The following is a 16283-nucleotide window of genomic DNA, read 5'->3' on the forward strand; positions in this document are numbered from 1 at the left end:
TTCGCATGTTGTCTTTGATTGAACAAATTCGTACAGGCTCGCTTTGGGATTTCCCTGGTGGTGTGCATCCGGCAGAAAACAAAAAGCAGTCCAACAAAACTGAGCTCGTTCACGCGGCTATCCCATCAGAAATTGTATTACCGCTAAAACAGCACATTGGTAAGGCTGGTAACTTATTGGTTGCCGAAGGTGACCACGTATTAAAAGGTCAGCCATTAACGCAATCCGAAACTGGTTTTACCGTTCCAGTGCATGCTCCTACATCGGGTACGCTCACCGCAATTGAGCCTAGAACCGTTGCTCACCCTTCAGGTCTGAGTGAACTCTGCGCGGTCATTACACCTGATGGTAACGATACTTGGTGTGACAGAAAACCCGTCGTGGATTACAAACAAGAAACACCTGACGCACTGATCGATATTATTCGCCTCGCAGGCATTTCAGGTATGGGTGGTGCAGGTTTCCCTACCGCAAAAAAAATCCAATCAGGTTTTGCTCGCACAGAGATTCTTATCGTCAACGCGGCTGAATGTGAGCCATACATCACATCTGATGACAAGCTCATGCAAGAGCATGCCGAAGAGCTCATCCAAGGTATCGAGATTGTTGAACATATCCTGACACCAAAGCTCACGATTATTGGTATTGAAGATAACAAACCAGAGGCAATCAAAGCGTTAGAAGCTGCGGCTCTAAACAAAGATATCGTTATTCGCGTTATCCCGACTAAATACCCTTCTGGTGGCGAAAAACAGCTGATCAAAATTTTGACCAATAAAGAAGTACCAAGCGGCGCAATTCCAGCCGATATTGGTATTTTGGTTCAAAATGTCGGTTCTCTATACTCAATCAAACGCGCAATCATCGATGGTGAACCGATGATAAAACGCGTCGTGACCCTCACTGGTAAAACATTCAAACAACCACGTAATGTTTGGGCATTATTAGGTACACCAGTACAGGCGTTATTGGATGAGTTTGGCTATAAAGCCGATAAGAAGTTACAACGTTTAATCATGGGTGGACCAATGATGGGCTTCACCCTTCCCCACTCTCAAGTGCCGATTACCAAGACAGCAAACTGTATCCTTGCCCCGACTCGTCGTGAGATCTCTCCACACCAACATGAGATGGAATGTATTCGCTGTAGCCAATGTGCTGAAGCTTGCCCTGCTTCACTGCTACCTCAGCAACTGCAATGGCATGCAAAAGCTGAAGAGTATGACAAACTCGAAGAACTAAACTTAAAGGATTGTATCGAGTGCGGTGCTTGTGCGTTTGTGTGTCCAAGTGAAATTCCTCTCGTACAGTACTACCGCCAAGCAAAAGCGGAAATTCGCACCAGAGCACAAGAAGCGGAAGCTGCGGAGCGAGCGAAGCTGCGTTTTGAAGAGAAGAAAGCGCGTATGGAGCGCGAAAAAGCAGAACGTGAAAATCGCTTTAAGAAAGCAGCCGATCAGCGCCGTAAAGACATGAAATCTTCTGGTGGTGATGATGCGATTGCAGCAGCGATCGCACGAGTGAAAGCTCAGAAGACAGAAACAACAGAAAAAGCAGAGCCAGCCGTGAAACCTGCCGTCGCTGCAGCCATTGCCAAAGCGAAGGCAAAACAGGCCGCAGCCGCTAAAGCAGGCTCTAGTGAACCTGATAACTCAGAAATGGCAAAACTGCGCGAAGAACGCAAACGTCTAGCCCGCGAACGTAAAGCACAAAAAGAACAAGGCGAAACGCCAGATAACAACGCTGATGATAAGAAATCGGCAGTTGCAGCAGCCATCGCCCGAGCTAAAGCGAAAAAAGCACAACAAGAAAATTCAACTGAATCTGTAGAATCAGAAACGTCTGCACAGCAAGACGGCGATCCGAAAAAAGCCGCGGTTGCTGCTGCGATTGCACGTGCCAAAGCGCGTAAAGCGAAGCAAGCAGACTCAACTGAAGCGGAAGAAGCTGAAGCACCTGCCGGGCAAACCGACGATCCGAAAAAAGCCGCCGTGGCTGCTGCGATTGCACGTGCCAAAGCGCGTAAAGCGAAGCAAGCAGACTCAACTGAAGCGGAAGAAGCTGAAGCACCTGCTGAGCAAACCGACGATCCGAAAAAAGCCGCCGTGGCTGCTGCCATTGCACGTGCCAAAGCGCGTAAAGCTAAGCAAGAAACGCAAACAGAGCCTGTTGAAGAAGCAACTTCCGAAGAACCAGAAGTGGATCCGAAGAAAGCCGCGGTTGCCGCAGCAATTGCGCGCGCGAAGGCTCGTAAAGCGCAACAAGCAGACTCAACTGAAGCGAAAGAAGCTGAAGCACCTGCCGAGCAAACCGAAGATCCGAAAAAAGCGGCTGTCGCTGCGGCTATTGCGCGTGCCAAAGCGCGTAAAGCTAAGCAAGAAGAACCAGCCGAAACGGTAGAAGCTGAAACGCCTGCTGAACAAACTGAAGATCCGAAAAAAGCGGCTGTCGCTGCTGCTATTGCGCGCGCGAAGGCTCGCAAAGCGCAGCAAGAAGCTAATAAAAATAATACTGAGGAGAACGAGTAGTGTCGTTTTTTATTGCCAGTTCACCGCATACCCACAGCCGTCGTAGTACACCTGACTTAATGAAATGGGTGGCACTTTGTGCTCTCCCAGGTTTAGCGGCTCAGACCTACTTCTTTGGGTGGGGAACGCTTATTCAGCTGATTTTTGCCATCGCAGTCGCTGTATCACTTGAAGCCTTAGTTATGGTCTTCCGTAAACGTTCGCCGATGCGAGCACTACGTGATAACAGTGCGATCGTTACCGCTTGGTTATTAGCCGTGGCTATCCCACCATGGTCTCCGTGGTGGATTATGGTGATCGGACTTATTTTCGCGATCGTAATCGCTAAACACCTATATGGTGGCCTTGGTCAAAACTTATTCAATCCTGCCATGGTCGCTTATGTGGTCTTGTTGATCTCATTCCCAGTGCAAATGACGAGTTGGAGTGCCCCGACGTCACTCATACCTGATCACGTAAATTTTGCAGATACACTCTCTTTAATTTTTACGGGCTATGATTACGACGGCTTATCGCTTCAGCAAGTTCGAACGGGGGTTGACGGCGTGACAATGGCGACGCCACTTGATGCATTTAAGACCGGCATTCATACAGGTGCAACCCCAAGCGAAGTACTATCGCAGCCAATATTCGATGGATTAGCTGGCATTGGTTGGCAATGGGTAAATCTTGCCTACTTACTTGGTGGTTTAGTGATGATCAAAAAACGCATCATCCAATGGTATATCCCCGTAGGTTTCCTAGCGAGCCTGACGCTATTTAGCGTCGTGTTCAGCTTACTGACCCCAGGGGAAACTGCGTCGCCAATCTTCCACTTGTTATCAGGTGCAACCATGCTTGGCGCATTCTTTATTGCAACCGATCCCGTGTCGGCGTCTACCACCGTTAAAGGACGTTTGATCTTTGGCGCGCTTATTGGTGCTTTGGTCTTTATCATTCGCAGTTGGGGCGGCTTCCCTGATGGTGTTGCATTCGCAGTGTTACTTGCAAATATGTGTGTGCCACTGATCGATTACTACACCAAACCTAGAACTTACGGTCACTGAGGTAAACATGTTAACCGCTATTAGAAAAAATGGTCTGACACTTGCGATCTTTGCCTGTGCAACAACCGGATTAGTCGCCTTTACTCAGTACCTAACAAAAGACCAAATCAAGATACAAGAACAACAACAATTGCTTTCTGTTTTGAATCAAGTCATTCCAGAAAACATGCATGACAACGCACTCACGCAAGCCTGCACTATGGTCACGTCACCAGAACTGGGGACATTGCGTGCGATGCCAGCCTACCTCGCCACGAAGAATGGTGAACCGACAGCAATCGCAATAGAATCCATCGCGCCAGATGGCTACAATGGTGAGATAAAAGTTATTACTGGGATTGACAATCAGGGCAATATTTTGGGGACACGCGTCTTAAGCCATCAAGAAACCCCTGGCCTGGGCGATAAAATTGATCTTCGTGTCACCGACTGGATCCTGAGCTTTACGGGCAAACAAGTCACGGAAAGTAACTGGAACTCATGGAAAGTTCGTAAAGATGGTGGTGATTTCGATCAATTTACTGGTGCAACGATCACACCTAGAGCCGTCGTAAAAGTGGTGCGAAATACCGTTAACTACGTAAACCAATCTCGTGAAGACATTCTTAGCCAACCGTTAGGCTGTGAAGGAGAGCAGTAATGAGTGAAAATAAATTACTGATGAAAAACGGTATGTGGAGCAATAACCCTGCTCTCGTACAGCTGCTGGGTCTGTGTCCACTACTAGCAGTTTCTTCCACAATAACCAATGCCTTAGGTCTTGGTATTGCAACCTTATTAGTGCTGGTCGGCTCCAACGTCACGGTTTCTCTTATTCGTAATTACGTACCAAAAGAGATCCGCATTCCTGTATTCGTGATGATTATTGCCTCACTTGTTACCTGCGTTCAGTTATTGATGAATGCCTATGCGTATGGTTTATACCTGTCTCTTGGTATCTTTATTCCTCTGATTGTAACGAACTGCATCATTATTGGTCGAGCTGAAGCATACGCTTCAAAAAATGATGTTGCGCCTGCAGCATTAGACGGTTTATGGATGGGTCTTGGTATGACAAGCGTTTTAGTCGTGCTAGGTGCCATGCGTGAGTTAATTGGTAATGGCACACTATTCGACGGGGCAGATCTGCTATTAGGAGACTGGGCATCCGCTCTCCGCATCCAAGTTTTCCAATTTGACAACAGCTTTCTGCTAGCGCTTCTTCCACCCGGTGCATTTATCGGTGTTGGTCTGTTGATAGCGCTTAAAAATGTCATCGATAATTCAGTCCAGGCACGTCAACCTAAAGAAGAAAAACCAACCATAGAACGTGCTCGCGTCACCAACGCATAACAAAATAAGGCTCTGTCATAGGAGCCTTTTTCATAAACCGCAGAGACGGTATTGGAAGTCAGCAATGAACAAAATAAAAAGAATCGAAATTCTTGAGCGATTACGAGAAAACAATCCGAATCCTCAAACTGAGCTTAACTGGAGCTCCCCTTTTGAACTGCTAATCGCGGTATTACTATCAGCGCAAGCAACCGATGTAAGTGTCAATAAAGCCACCGACAAGCTTTTCCCTGTCGCTAATACACCACAAAGTATTCTCGATTTGGGAGTTGATGACTTAAAAGAATACATAAAGACCATCGGTTTGTTTAACTCAAAAGCAGAAAACACTATCAAGACTTGTAAGATCTTGTTGGAAAAACACAATGGTGAAGTTCCTGAAGATCGTGCAGCGTTAGAAGCGCTACCAGGCGTAGGTCGCAAGACCGCAAACGTCGTGCTCAACACCGCTTTTGGTTGGCCAACCATTGCCGTCGATACGCACATTTATCGCGTGTCGAATCGTACTAAGTTTGCAATGGGCAAAACGGTTGATGATGTCGAGCAAAAGCTATTAAAAGTTGTGCCAAAAGAGTTCAAACTCGATGTGCACCACTGGCTCATTCTTCATGGCCGCTACACGTGCTTGGCGAGAAAGCCTCGCTGCGGTAGCTGCATTATTGAAGATTTGTGCGAATATAAAGAGAAAGTATATCCAGATAGCTAACGCTATTTGAAAATCAAAGCTAGGAGCAAAAAATGTCAAATGGTCGAATTCTCCACACTATGCTTCGCGTAGGTGATCTAGACAAATCCATCAAGTTTTACACTGAAGTTATGGGCATGCAGTTGCTTCGTACGAACGAGAATAAAGAGTACGAATACACACTGGCGTTTCTTGGCTACGGTGACGAATCCCAAGGTGCTGTGATCGAGCTAACTTACAACTGGGGTAAAACTGAATATGACCTAGGTACTGCTTTTGGTCATATCGCCATTGGTGTTGATGATATCTACACAACTTGCGACGCTATCAAAGCGGCGGGCGGTAATGTGACGCGTGAACCAGGTCCAGTAAAAGGCGGCAGCACGCACATTGCATTCGTAAAAGACCCAGATGGTTATATGATTGAGCTTATCCAAAACAAGCAAGCTTCAGCAGGTCTTGAAGGCTAAGCGGCACTTCTAATAATCACTTGTACTGCAAGTTGAACATCGATTACAGGCAGGTCTGCGATCTGCCTGTTCTTTTATAAACAAAACACTTTACTTGATAATAATTATCGTTTAGATTTATTCGCAACTTCGATATGCGGGATTACGATAATGATCAGTGAATGGGAAAAACACACACTTCTAGCCGATACGGCACTTCAACTAGATGACCCTGTTCGCAGCATTCTTCATTACCAGCAAGCCCTAAGCCTGAGTGAAGATATTAGCGAATGTGTGGAAATTGAAGCAGACGAGCGATTATTAATTTCTGTGATTTCTTGTCATAACTTAGCTCAGTTCTGGCGTTGGGCCGGAGACACTGACTATGAACTCAAATACCTTCAGCTGGCTTCAGAGAAAGTCTTAACACTCATCCCACAATGCCCAAATAAAGAATGTGCAAGCTTTATCGACTCAATAGGATGTTGCACTAAAGCATTAATAGACTTCATGAAACGTCATCCTAATCCGGCTATTGCCAAACAGGTTGAAAAAATAGATACCGCAACCAATTGCGAAGTCATTGCCAAATTCCGATTAAACTAACATCCAAATTATACAGCCGGAATCACCGAAAGGTACTTGGCAAAATCCCATTAAAATATTATTAACAACGTCAGTAAATCAAAAACGCCGAAGCTTTGAGCTTCGGCGTTTTTATATGCATTAGACTTGGGTTCGCCCTAGAGATATTACGACTCGGCGGTTTTTGTCTTTTCCTATTGGCGAACCGTTATCAGCAATAGGACGACGCTTGCCGTACCCTTGCACTTGAATTCGATCTTCCGGTAGCCCTAGAGACTGAAAATAATCACGAAGTGACTCTGCACGTCGCTCAGATAAACTTTGACTCGCACTTTTGCCATCGGTTGAATCGGTGTACGTCGCCACCAACACGAGATCGATATCTTGATTATGTCGGATATAATCTGCAATTTGTGATAAACGCTTTTTGGAAGCCTTGGTTAACTGATCGCCTTGTCTTTCGTAGTGCAAAATCGTAAAGGCAATGTCTTCAAAACTGTATTTCAATAAATTGGAAATACAGTCGCTAAACGCGTTGTACTTATTTTGAAACAGCACGGATGACAATGCGACTTCAATTCTCTGATCTCGGCTCTGCCAATCCTGATAACTAAAGGTCGGATAACGCCCTTTTTCCAGCTCAGACAAAATGCCCCATGCTGTTTGCCCTCCGACATAACCATCAAACTGTTTAAAAAACTTTAGGTTTGTAATTCGATCGGCGTGTTCACCTGGTCGCCAAGGTGGCGGCATAGAGATGAGACTGACGTTACGTGTTTCTCCCATCGGACGACGCATTTTTAACTCAAAGTCTAAATTGATTTTTTTATTCGCACGAGATGAAAATACCGCATCTCCAAAACTTGGAATAGGGTGAACAAGTTGGCATTCTAACGGTGTGTTGACCACCATTTCCCATTGAGATTGCTGTGGAGTGGCAACATAACGTTTGCCCATCACAGCAAAACTGCTTGTGCTAAACAACGAAAATACAACGCCACTAGTAATCAGCCATTTCTTCATCTAAGTACTGTCTCTTAAACGGCAGTCTGTTGCCGTCAATTTGAATCAATAAAACCACTTCACCTGGCATGCAAAAACCTCGCCAACGTGCGAAATATCGTGATATTACGATTAACGTTAATCATGGTAACTCAATCACCCGAAATGCGATCGAGCGTATTGATGAGATGCAAAATAGAATTCCGTTTTTCTCCTAAATTGCGGTTTTTCTCGTCGGTATAATCTGCAATAATGCAGCCTTCGTCACACAAAAATAAGCCGACATGACAATAGAAAATGAAGCTCTGACCTTGAAAAAACGCTTTCGTGGTTATTTCCCTGTGGTAGTAGACGTTGAGACCGCAGGTTTCAATGCTCAAACTGATGCACTTTTAGAAATTTGCGCCGTTACGTTAAAAATGGACGAAGATGGCGTGTTGCATCCAGCCTCCACCATTCATTTTCATGTTGAGCCATTTGAGGGCGCTAACTTAGAAAAAGAAGCGCTAGAATTCAATGGTATTCGTGACCCATATAGCCCTCTTCGTGGTGCAGTTTCTGAGCAAGAAGCGTTAAAAGAGATTTATAAACTTATTCGCAAAGAACAAAAAGCCGCAGATTGCTCGCGCGCAATTATGGTTGCCCATAACGCAGCATTCGACTTAGGTTTTGTAAATGCAGCCAATGAGCGCTGTAAACTAAAAAGAGTCCCTTTTCATCCCTTTGCTACTTTTGACACGGCAACATTGAGTGGCCTTGCTTATGGTCAAACGGTTCTCGCGAAAGCATGCAAAACGGCCGGGATGGAATTCGATAATCGTGAAGCACACTCAGCGCTTTACGATACACAAAAAACAGCAGAATTATTCTGCGGTATTGTCAACAAATGGAAGGCCCTCGGCGGTTGGCCGCTTGTTGATGAAGAATAATAAGTAAACACAACATATTAGGAAAAGTATGAATCCTGTCGTTATATCAGTGTGCGTCATGCTCGTGTTAGCATTGATGCGCGTAAATGTGGTGGTTGCCCTCACGTTTAGTGCCATCGTTGGTGGCCTTGTCGCAGGCATGAGCCTTGGAGACACAGTTGCCGCGTTCGAAAGTGGTTTAGGTGGCGGTGCGACTATCGCTCTGAGCTACGCAATGTTAGGCACTTTCGCCGTTGCTATCTCTAAATCTGGCATCACGGACCTACTGGCTAAAAGTGTTATCAAGCGCTTAAATGGTAAAGAAAACTCGGCGTCAACTACCGGGTTAAAGTACGCGGTGTTAGTCGCGCTCGTTCTTGTCACCATGTCATCTCAGAACGTAATTCCGGTCCATATCGCCTTTATTCCAATTTTGATTCCACCTCTTTTGGGCGTATTTGCGAAACTTAAGCTCGATCGACGTTTGGTCGCGTGTGTTCTTACCTTTGGTTTGATCACACCTTACATGATCTTACCTGTTGGTTTCGGCGGTATTTTCTTAAATAACATTCTATTAAAGAACCTACATGACAACGGTTTGGAAAACGTGGTTGCAAGCCAAGTTCCAACTGCAATGTTACTGCCAGGTGCTGGTATGTTGTTTGGTCTATTGCTGGCAATCTTTGTTAGCTACCGTAAACCACGCATCTACGAAGAAACGGAGTTGACTGTCGTTCACGAGACAGATCATGCTATCAATAAAAAGCACATCTTGGTGGCCGCTCTTGGTATTGTCGCCGCATTGGGTGTTCAGCTTTACACTGGCTCAATGATTATTGGTGCTCTAGCTGGCTTTATGGTGTTTACTTTTGGCGGTGTGATTGCTTGGAAAGAAACGCACGATGTCTTCACAAAAGGCGTGCATATGATGGCTATGATTGGTTTCATCATGATCGCTGCCGCAGGTTTTGCTGCGGTAATGAAGCAAACAGGTGGCGTTGAGACATTAGTACAGTCTCTCTCTACCAGCATTGGTGATAATAAGCCGCTTGCAGCACTACTGATGCTGATCGTTGGCCTGCTAGTAACAATGGGCATTGGTTCATCGTTTTCAACCATCCCAATCTTGGCGACAATCTACGTTCCACTCGCGTTGGCATTTGGTTTTTCGCCAATGGCAACAATCGCGCTAGTTGGTACTGCTGCCGCTTTGGGTGATGCTGGTTCTCCAGCGTCCGACTCGACATTAGGCCCTACATCTGGTCTAAATGCCGACGGTCAGCATGAGCACATTTGGGAAACGGTTGTTCCAACCTTTATCCACTACAACATTCCACTGATCATCTTTGGTTGGATTGCTGCAATGGTGCTTTAGTACCTTTGTTTGATGGATATACTTAGTTACGAAAAAGCCGCTCATTGAGCGGCTTTTTGTTATTTGAAATCGCGATTATTGCGCTGGCATATTGTCAATAATACGTTCACGTATCAGTTTCAAGGTAGGCTCTGTTGACAGATAATCTACGGCAATCGGGAAATAAGCGTCGTTAATTTGAAGAACCAAGCTAGGGTAAGAATCCACGCCTAGGCTCTTTGCAAGACTCAGTTGATCTTGGAACACACCTTCTAAGAAAGAGCCGTCCATATCGTTCTTGAACTGCTGAACATTCAAACCAATTTCTTTAGCTAGCTGCAAGTGAGTCGCTTCTTCATGAGGAGGCATCGCACGTAAGTAATACGCATGTTGAATCGCTTCCAGCATCTGCTCATAAGAATCTTGAAAGCCCGCTGCGATAACTGCGCGACAAGATTGGTAAGTGCTTCTTACTGGCGTACAAAGCTTCCAGAAATCGTAGTTAAACTTGGTGCCCAACTGACGCTCAATCTGCTTCCAAATACCTTCGAGTTTTTGTTGCATCTCTGGTGGCATCGGCAAACTAGTATCTGGCGCAAGACCACCCACCACATACTCAAACTGAATAACGCCTGGCAGTTGCTGTTTCAATTTATCAAGCGTCGGTTTGTAACCCCAACACCAACTGCACATTGGGTCATGCACGTAGTAAAGCTTTATGTTCATTCCACTAACCTAAAAAGAAAAAGGAGCCAGTACGGCTCCTTCGTATTCTATCGCTAAATGTGAGTATTTACGAATTACTCAGCTTGATCTTCAGCGCGCGCTGCAGCTTCTTTGATTAGAGGCTGAAGTTCACCTTTTTGGAACATTTCTAGAATGATGTCGCAACCGCCGATAAGCTCGCCTTCAACCCATAGTTGAGGGAATGTTGGCCATTGTGCGTACTTTGGTAGCTCAGCACGGATATCTGGGTTTTGCAGAATGTCTACGTAAGCGAACTTCTCACCACATGCCATTAGAGCCTGTGACGCTTGAGAAGAGAAACCACAGCTTGGCAGTTTCGGTGATCCTTTCATGTACAGCAGGATTGAGTTTTCAGAGATCTGCTGTTTGATTTTGTCGATAGTTTCCATCGCTTCCTCATTCATGGGTTTGAACTTTGTTTATTTGCCACATTCTACTCAATAACGACAGAATAAAAACCATATAATTAATAAGGCTTAACTTTAGGTTGCTTGATGGCGAACAATTCAGCACTTCACAGCCGCTAACCCCTTAAAATATTTTCATATCGGGGTTTTAATAAAGTAAAAACTTGCTAAAATACTTAGCAAGTCAGCCTTAAAGGCTACATAGCTATAAAAACACTGGAAGCAATCGAAAGGTCATCCTTTCAAATCAATGGAGAATCGAGTAATGGCATTTGAACTACCTGCTCTTCCTTACGCGAAAGACGCACTAGAACCACACATCTCAGCAGAGACTCTAGACTACCACCACGGTAAGCACCACAACACTTACGTTGTTAAGCTAAATGGTCTTATCCCTGGCACTGAGTTCGAAGGCAAAACTCTAGAAGAGATCATCAAGACTTCTACTGGTGGCGTATTCAACAACGCAGCGCAAATCTGGAACCACACCTTCTACTGGCACTGTCTTGCTCCAAACGCGGGCGGCGAACCAACTGGCGCAGTTGCTGACGCAATCAACGCAGCATTCGGTTCTTTCGAAGAATTCAAAGCGAAGTTTACTGATTCAGCAATCAACAACTTCGGTTCTTCATGGACTTGGCTTGTTAAGAAAGCTGACGGCTCTCTAGAGATCGTTAACACTTCTAACGCTGCTACTCCTCTAACAGAAGAAGGTACAACACCACTTCTAACTGTTGACCTGTGGGAACACGCATACTACATCGATTACCGCAACGTACGTCCTGATTACATGAACGGCTTCTGGGCACTTGTAAACTGGGACTTCGTAGCTGAGAACCTAGCGAAGTAATTTTACTTCCCCCCTAAGTTCAATTTAGTCTTATTTTAAAAGCTCGCTGAACCAGCGAGCTTTTTATTTTTCGCTTAAAAACTCCAATTTAATCTCTTCTTTTTCCTAAAGTTCTTCTCAGACACGCCGTTAAAATGGCATCGAGCGAGGAACTTCATGCAAATTCATACTTTAGACAAAGCGGCAATTATTAACGAGCTTCAGTTCGGCAATGGTATCAACCATGCTGTCCACGAAGGACGTCGTGCCGATTTTGCACTGATTTTGTCAATGTTTTCTAACGATGTACGCGACGTTGTACCTGTAGAGGAAATCAAAGAAGTAGCCACTAGCGAAGATATACTCCGTCAACAACTTGAATTGTCAACGCCTCAAGCTCTTCGTTCTGATAGCAGCAGCTATGAGCTAGCAGCACAGCAAGCAAAACAATTCCACGGTGCAGGTCTACCCTCAGCGAAACTGAGTCACTACTTGAAACCAGACGCCCTGACCTACTTGCCGGAAGATACGTTTAATCTTCCTGAAGACGTTTATCACAACCTATCCGGTCATGAGCGACGTAAATTGGGCGAGCGCAACAAAAACCTCATCCCAGATGCAGGGCTATACAATCAACTAGTGACGGCTCAACGTCAGTATCAAATTCAACTGCAAGTATAGAGATCATTGTTCAACCAACAGCTTGCAGTATCCACAGTCAGAAATGTGACGCCTTACAAATTACCGCACAATAGTCCTCATCCAAAAGCGTTAGTTTGAAGTCTTTCACACTGAGCCTTTCTAATTTCAACCATGCTAATAGCACAAACCACTGGTGTATTTTTTTCACACAGGGATACAGTGAAGGTGTTATGGATATTAAAGAATCAATTATTCTCGTCACGTCTGCAGGTTCTGTTATAGGAAGGACTTGTGCTAGTCACTTTGCTCACCTTGGAGCGACGTTGATTCTTTGTGACCAAAACTCTAGCGCTCTAAAAGCGAGCTATGAGCAGATTAGTGCCTTCACAGATAAAGTCTATGCGATGAATGTGTGCAGTGATAACACAACGTCCATTAACTTACTGTTTGATCAAATAGAATCGCAGCTGCGTGCGACACCAGACGTAATAGTCAACTGCTGGACGAGCTCTCCCATGCCAGGCTTGATGGCTCCCGAACCTATGAGTACTTACATTGATCACTTGTCTTCTGCAGCACGTTTCCTCTACACCTATGGTCAGGTGGGAGCCGAACGATTTCGCGCTAGAAATAAGAAAGGGGTAATTGTTAACGTCATTTCCCATGACAGCCATGAAGATTTAACGGGAGTCGAAAGCATGGCTGCTTTGGTGTCAGGTTTTACTCACAGTTGGGCAAAAGAGCTCACTCCATTTAATATTCGGGTGGGTGGCGTCATTCCTTCGGTAAACCATACAAGAGAAGAACTTAACGAAAGGCACTGGGCAGAGATCCAAGATGAACTGGTTCGCAATACCGCATATATCGTATCAAATGAGTATTTTAGTGGCAGAGTGGTTGCTACAGAAGTATGAATGGACAACGTGTTTGTTGCGTAAACGGATCGCTATTACTCAACTCTTTCAACAAAAAAAGCCCCAGTCAWWTGACTGGGGCTTTACTTTTTCCCGGTTAAGGTTTCGTGCTAGCGAAAACCTTACTCACACGACTCTTAATTACGCGTCAGCTTTTTCTTTCTTTGCTTTAGGCGCCGCTTTCGCTGCTTCTTGGTCTGCTTTCTTCTTGATAACTGTTGTACCTTCGAAAGTTTCACCTTCAACGAATGCTTTACCGTAGTAAGAAGCCATTAACACATCTTTAAGTTCGCTAATTAGTGGGTAGCGAGGGTTCGCACCAGTACATTGGTCATCGAACGCTTCAACTGCTAGCTCATCAAGTTTCGCGATAAAGTCTGCTTCAGCTACGCCTGCCGCTTGGATAGACATTGGGATGTCTAGGTTCACTTTTAGCTCATCCAACCATGCTAGTAGACGTTCAATTTTCTGAGCAGTACGGTCACCAGCTTGGCTTAGACCTAAGTGGTCAGCAACTTCAGCGTAACGACGACGTGCTTGTGGGCGGTCGTATTGAGAGAACGCTGTTTGTTTAGTTGGGTTATCGTTCGCGTTGTAACGTACAACGTTAGAGATAAGTAGTGCGTTTGCTAGGCCATGTGGAATGTGGAACTCAGCACCTAGTTTGTGCGCCATTGAGTGACAAACACCTAGGAATGCGTTAGCAAATGCCACACCAGCGATAGTTGCGGCGTTGTGTACTTTCTCACGAGCGATTGGGTCGTTAGCGCCGTTCGCGTAGCTTGAAGGTAAGTATTCTTTTAGCATCTTAAGTGCTTGTAGAGCCTGACCATCTGAGTATTCGTTCGCAAGAACAGATACGTAAGCTTCTAGAGCGTGAGTTACTGCATCGTAACCACCAAATGCTGTTAGAGACTTAGGCATGTTCATCACTAGGTTAGCATCAACGATAGCCATGTTTGGCGTGATTTCGTAGTCAGCTAGTGGGTATTTAGCACCAGTCTTGTCGTCAGTAACAACCGCAAATGGTGTAACTTCTGAACCAGTACCTGAAGTTGTAGTGATACATACAAGCTCAGCTTTTTGACCCATTTTAGGGAACTTGTAAATACGTTTACGGATGTCCATAAAGCGCATTGCTAGTTCTTCGAAGTGAGTTTCTGGGTGCTCGTACATTACCCACATGATCTTCGCAGCATCCATTGGTGAACCACCACCTAGCGCTAGGATAACGTCTGGTTGGTAACTAGCCATTTGAGCCGCACCTTTCTCTACTACAGAAAGCGTTGGGTCAGCTTCAACATCGAAGAATGTTTGAACTTCCATGCCTTGAGCTTTAAGTAGGCTTACTACGTCATCTGCGTAACCGTTGTTGAATAGGAAACGGTCAGTTACTAAGAATGCGCGCTTCTTACCTTCTAGGTCGCCTAGAGCAATTGGAAGGCTACCACGACGGAAGTAGATTGACTTAGGTAGTTTATGCCACAACATGTTTTCAGCTCGCTTCGCTACAGTTTTCTTGTTGATTAGGTGTTTAGGACCTACGTTCTCAGAGATAGAGTTACCACCCCATGAACCACAACCTAGAGTTAGAGAAGGCGCAACGTTGAAGTTGTACAAGTCACCGATACCACCGTGAGTAGTCGGGATGTTGATTAGGATACGAGCTGTCTTCATCTTGTCACCGAAGTAACGGATACGGTCAGCGTTAGTATCTTGGTTAGTGTAAAGACCAGATGTGTGGCCGATACCACCAATCTCAACCATAGTTACCGCTTGAGCAACCGCGTCTTCGAAGTTGTCAGCACGGAATAGACCTAGAGTTGGAGATAGTTTCTCGTGAGCGAATGCGTCATCGTGAGACACTTTACCTAGACCTTCACCAACAAGGACTTTCGTGTCTGCTGGAACTTTAACGCCTGCCATTTCAGCGATTGCCGCTGCTGGCTGACCTACGATTTTCGCGTTTAGCGCGCCATCGATAAGAAGAACTTTACGAACTTTTTCAGCTTCTGCTTTGCTTAGTACGTAAGCTTTGTGAGAAGCAAAACGCTCTTTCACTTCATCGTAAACTTCATCAACGACGATTGCAGCCTGCTCAGAAGCACATACTACGCCGTTGTCGAAAGTCTTAGACATAAGGATAGAAGCTACTGCACGCTTGATGTCAGCAGTTTCGTCGATAACAACAGGAACGTTACCTGCACCTACACCGATTGCTGGTTTACCAGAAGAGTAAGCTGCTTTAACCATGCCTGGACCACCAGTTGCGAGGATAAGCGCGATGTCATCGTGTTTCATTAGAGCGTTTGATAGCTCAACTGAAGGTTGGTCGATCCAACCGATGATGTCTTTTGGTGCACCTGCTGCTACTGCTGCATCTAGAACAAGTTTAGCTGCATCGTTAGTCGAGTTTTTCGCACGTGGGTGTGGTGAGAAGATGATACCGTTACGAGTCTTCAGAGAGATTAGAGATTTGAAGATCGCTGTAGATGTAGGGTTAGTCGTTGGTACGATACCGCAGATGATACCTACAGGTTCAGCGATAGTCATAGTACCTAGGTTGTCATCCTCTTCTAGGATGCCACACGTTTGTTCGTCTTTGTATTTGTTGTAGATAAACTCAGAAGCGAAGTGGTTCTTGATTACTTTATCTTCAACAATACCCATACCAGATTCTTCAACCGCTTGTTGAGCTAGCGGGATACGGGCTTGGTTAGCTGCAAGCGATGCTGCACGGAAGATTTTGTCTACTTGCTCTTGAGAGTAAGTAGCGAACTCTTCTTGCGCTTTCTTAACGCGAGCAATCATTGCATCTAGTTCAGCCATATTAGTTACAGGCATAGGGAATCTCC

The 16283-nt window shown here is 45.3% G+C and carries 16 protein-coding genes; 12 read left to right on the top strand and 4 right to left on the bottom strand.

Annotated elements, in window-relative coordinates:
- Positions 1-5 precede the first annotated feature (5 nt).
- The 7 genes from rsxC (at position 6) to R2S67_RS08790 (ending at position 6646) form a co-directional block, all read left to right on the top strand.
- A complete protein-coding gene (gene rsxC, locus R2S67_RS08760; RefSeq protein ID WP_317343338.1) occupies positions 6-2528 on the top strand; it encodes an electron transport complex subunit RsxC in 2523 nt (840 codons plus the stop codon).
- Positions 2528-3574, top strand: a complete 1047-nt coding sequence (gene rsxD / locus R2S67_RS08765) for an electron transport complex subunit RsxD (RefSeq protein WP_047010069.1) — start codon at positions 2528-2530, stop codon at positions 3572-3574. The genes rsxC and rsxD overlap by 1 nt, the downstream gene beginning before the upstream one ends.
- Before the next feature lie 7 nt (positions 3575-3581).
- On the top strand, positions 3582-4214 hold the full coding sequence (rsxG, locus tag R2S67_RS08770) for an electron transport complex subunit RsxG (RefSeq protein WP_006743364.1): 633 nt from the start codon (positions 3582-3584) through the stop codon (positions 4212-4214).
- The gene (locus R2S67_RS08775) at positions 4214-4906 is read left to right on the top strand and encodes an electron transport complex subunit E (RefSeq protein WP_005396543.1); all 693 of its coding nucleotides are present in this window, start codon (positions 4214-4216) and stop codon (positions 4904-4906) included. Before rsxG ends, R2S67_RS08775 begins: the two co-directional genes overlap by 1 nt.
- Before the next feature lie 64 nt (positions 4907-4970).
- A complete protein-coding gene (gene nth, locus R2S67_RS08780) occupies positions 4971-5612 on the top strand; it encodes an endonuclease III (RefSeq protein ID WP_317343339.1) in 642 nt (213 codons plus the stop codon).
- Positions 5613-5644: 32 nt separating this feature from the next.
- Positions 5645-6061, top strand: a complete 417-nt coding sequence (gloA, locus tag R2S67_RS08785) for a lactoylglutathione lyase (RefSeq protein ID WP_005380739.1) — start codon at positions 5645-5647, stop codon at positions 6059-6061.
- Between the two features lie 150 nt (positions 6062-6211).
- Entirely contained in the window at positions 6212-6646 is a 435-nt protein-coding gene (locus R2S67_RS08790; protein WP_005384886.1) for a DUF2753 domain-containing protein, read from the top strand.
- 120 nt (positions 6647-6766) lie between these two features.
- Here the strand turns inward: R2S67_RS08790 and motY are convergent, their stop codons facing one another.
- On the bottom strand, positions 6767-7648 hold the full coding sequence (motY, locus tag R2S67_RS08795) for a flagellar protein MotY (RefSeq protein WP_012841571.1): 882 nt from the start codon (positions 7646-7648) through the stop codon (positions 6767-6769).
- A 263-nt stretch (positions 7649-7911) separates the two neighbouring features.
- Between motY and rnt the strand changes: the two genes are divergently transcribed.
- The gene (gene rnt, locus R2S67_RS08800; protein ID WP_012841569.1) at positions 7912-8556 is read left to right on the top strand and encodes a ribonuclease T; all 645 of its coding nucleotides are present in this window, start codon (positions 7912-7914) and stop codon (positions 8554-8556) included.
- A 28-nt stretch (positions 8557-8584) separates the two neighbouring features.
- Positions 8585-9910, top strand: coding sequence for a Na+/H+ antiporter family protein (locus tag R2S67_RS08805; RefSeq protein WP_005396535.1), 1326 nt, complete (start codon positions 8585-8587; stop codon positions 9908-9910).
- 75 nt (positions 9911-9985) lie between these two features.
- On the opposite strand, the gene R2S67_RS08810 is transcribed toward R2S67_RS08805, so the two are convergent.
- Together R2S67_RS08810 and R2S67_RS08815 are read right to left on the bottom strand one after the other, a co-directional pair.
- The gene (locus tag R2S67_RS08810; RefSeq protein ID WP_005396534.1) at positions 9986-10615 is read right to left on the bottom strand and encodes a DsbA family protein; all 630 of its coding nucleotides are present in this window, start codon (positions 10613-10615) and stop codon (positions 9986-9988) included.
- Positions 10616-10689: 74 nt separating this feature from the next.
- Entirely contained in the window at positions 10690-11025 is a 336-nt protein-coding gene (locus R2S67_RS08815; protein ID WP_017635833.1) for a Grx4 family monothiol glutaredoxin, read from the bottom strand.
- Between the two features lie 283 nt (positions 11026-11308).
- Between R2S67_RS08815 and sodB the strand changes: the two genes are divergently transcribed.
- The 3 genes from sodB (at position 11309) to R2S67_RS08830 (ending at position 13428) form a co-directional block, all read left to right on the top strand.
- On the top strand, positions 11309-11893 hold the full coding sequence (gene sodB, locus R2S67_RS08820; protein WP_005396533.1) for a superoxide dismutase [Fe]: 585 nt from the start codon (positions 11309-11311) through the stop codon (positions 11891-11893).
- Between the two features lie 156 nt (positions 11894-12049).
- Positions 12050-12553, top strand: coding sequence for a VC2046/SO_2500 family protein (locus R2S67_RS08825; RefSeq protein WP_012841566.1), 504 nt, complete (start codon positions 12050-12052; stop codon positions 12551-12553).
- Between the two features lie 191 nt (positions 12554-12744).
- The gene (locus R2S67_RS08830) at positions 12745-13428 is read left to right on the top strand and encodes an SDR family oxidoreductase (RefSeq protein ID WP_046874522.1); all 684 of its coding nucleotides are present in this window, start codon (positions 12745-12747) and stop codon (positions 13426-13428) included.
- Positions 13429-13569: 141 nt separating this feature from the next.
- Here R2S67_RS08830 and adhE read toward each other — a convergent pair whose 3' ends face one another.
- The gene (gene adhE, locus R2S67_RS08835; RefSeq protein WP_012841564.1) at positions 13570-16272 is read right to left on the bottom strand and encodes a bifunctional acetaldehyde-CoA/alcohol dehydrogenase; all 2703 of its coding nucleotides are present in this window, start codon (positions 16270-16272) and stop codon (positions 13570-13572) included.
- Between the last annotated feature and the right edge of the window lie 11 nt (positions 16273-16283).

This window comes from Vibrio sp. T13N (genome assembly GCF_032970445.1).
GTDB lineage: Bacteria > Pseudomonadota > Gammaproteobacteria > Enterobacterales > Vibrionaceae > Vibrio > Vibrio diabolicus.

Bases quoted from the DNA above. Each gene is read 5' to 3' on its own strand.
- R2S67_RS08825 (WP_012841566.1), top strand. From the start codon at position 12,050: ATGCAAATTCATACTTTAGACAAAGCGGCAATTATTAACGAGCTTCAG.
- R2S67_RS08805 (WP_005396535.1), top strand. From the start codon at position 8,585: ATGAATCCTGTCGTTATATCAGTGTGCGTCATGCTCGTGTTAGCATTG.
- nth (WP_317343339.1), top strand. From the start codon at position 4,971: ATGAACAAAATAAAAAGAATCGAAATTCTTGAGCGATTACGAGAAAAC.
- gloA (WP_005380739.1), top strand. From the start codon at position 5,645: ATGTCAAATGGTCGAATTCTCCACACTATGCTTCGCGTAGGTGATCTA.
- rsxG (WP_006743364.1), top strand. From the start codon at position 3,582: ATGTTAACCGCTATTAGAAAAAATGGTCTGACACTTGCGATCTTTGCC.
- sodB (WP_005396533.1), top strand. From the start codon at position 11,309: ATGGCATTTGAACTACCTGCTCTTCCTTACGCGAAAGACGCACTAGAA.
- R2S67_RS08810 (WP_005396534.1), bottom strand. From the start codon at position 10,615: ATGAACATAAAGCTTTACTACGTGCATGACCCAATGTGCAGTTGGTGT.
- R2S67_RS08815 (WP_017635833.1), bottom strand. From the start codon at position 11,025: ATGGAAACTATCGACAAAATCAAACAGCAGATCTCTGAAAACTCAATC.
- R2S67_RS08830 (WP_046874522.1), top strand. From the start codon at position 12,745: ATGGATATTAAAGAATCAATTATTCTCGTCACGTCTGCAGGTTCTGTT.
- motY (WP_012841571.1), bottom strand. From the start codon at position 7,648: ATGAAGAAATGGCTGATTACTAGTGGCGTTGTATTTTCGTTGTTTAGC.
- rnt (WP_012841569.1), top strand. From the start codon at position 7,912: ATGACAATAGAAAATGAAGCTCTGACCTTGAAAAAACGCTTTCGTGGT.
- R2S67_RS08790 (WP_005384886.1), top strand. From the start codon at position 6,212: ATGATCAGTGAATGGGAAAAACACACACTTCTAGCCGATACGGCACTT.
- rsxC (WP_317343338.1), top strand. From the start codon at position 6: ATGTTGTCTTTGATTGAACAAATTCGTACAGGCTCGCTTTGGGATTTC.
- R2S67_RS08775 (WP_005396543.1), top strand. From the start codon at position 4,214: ATGAGTGAAAATAAATTACTGATGAAAAACGGTATGTGGAGCAATAAC.
- adhE (WP_012841564.1), bottom strand. From the start codon at position 16,272: ATGCCTGTAACTAATATGGCTGAACTAGATGCAATGATTGCTCGCGTT.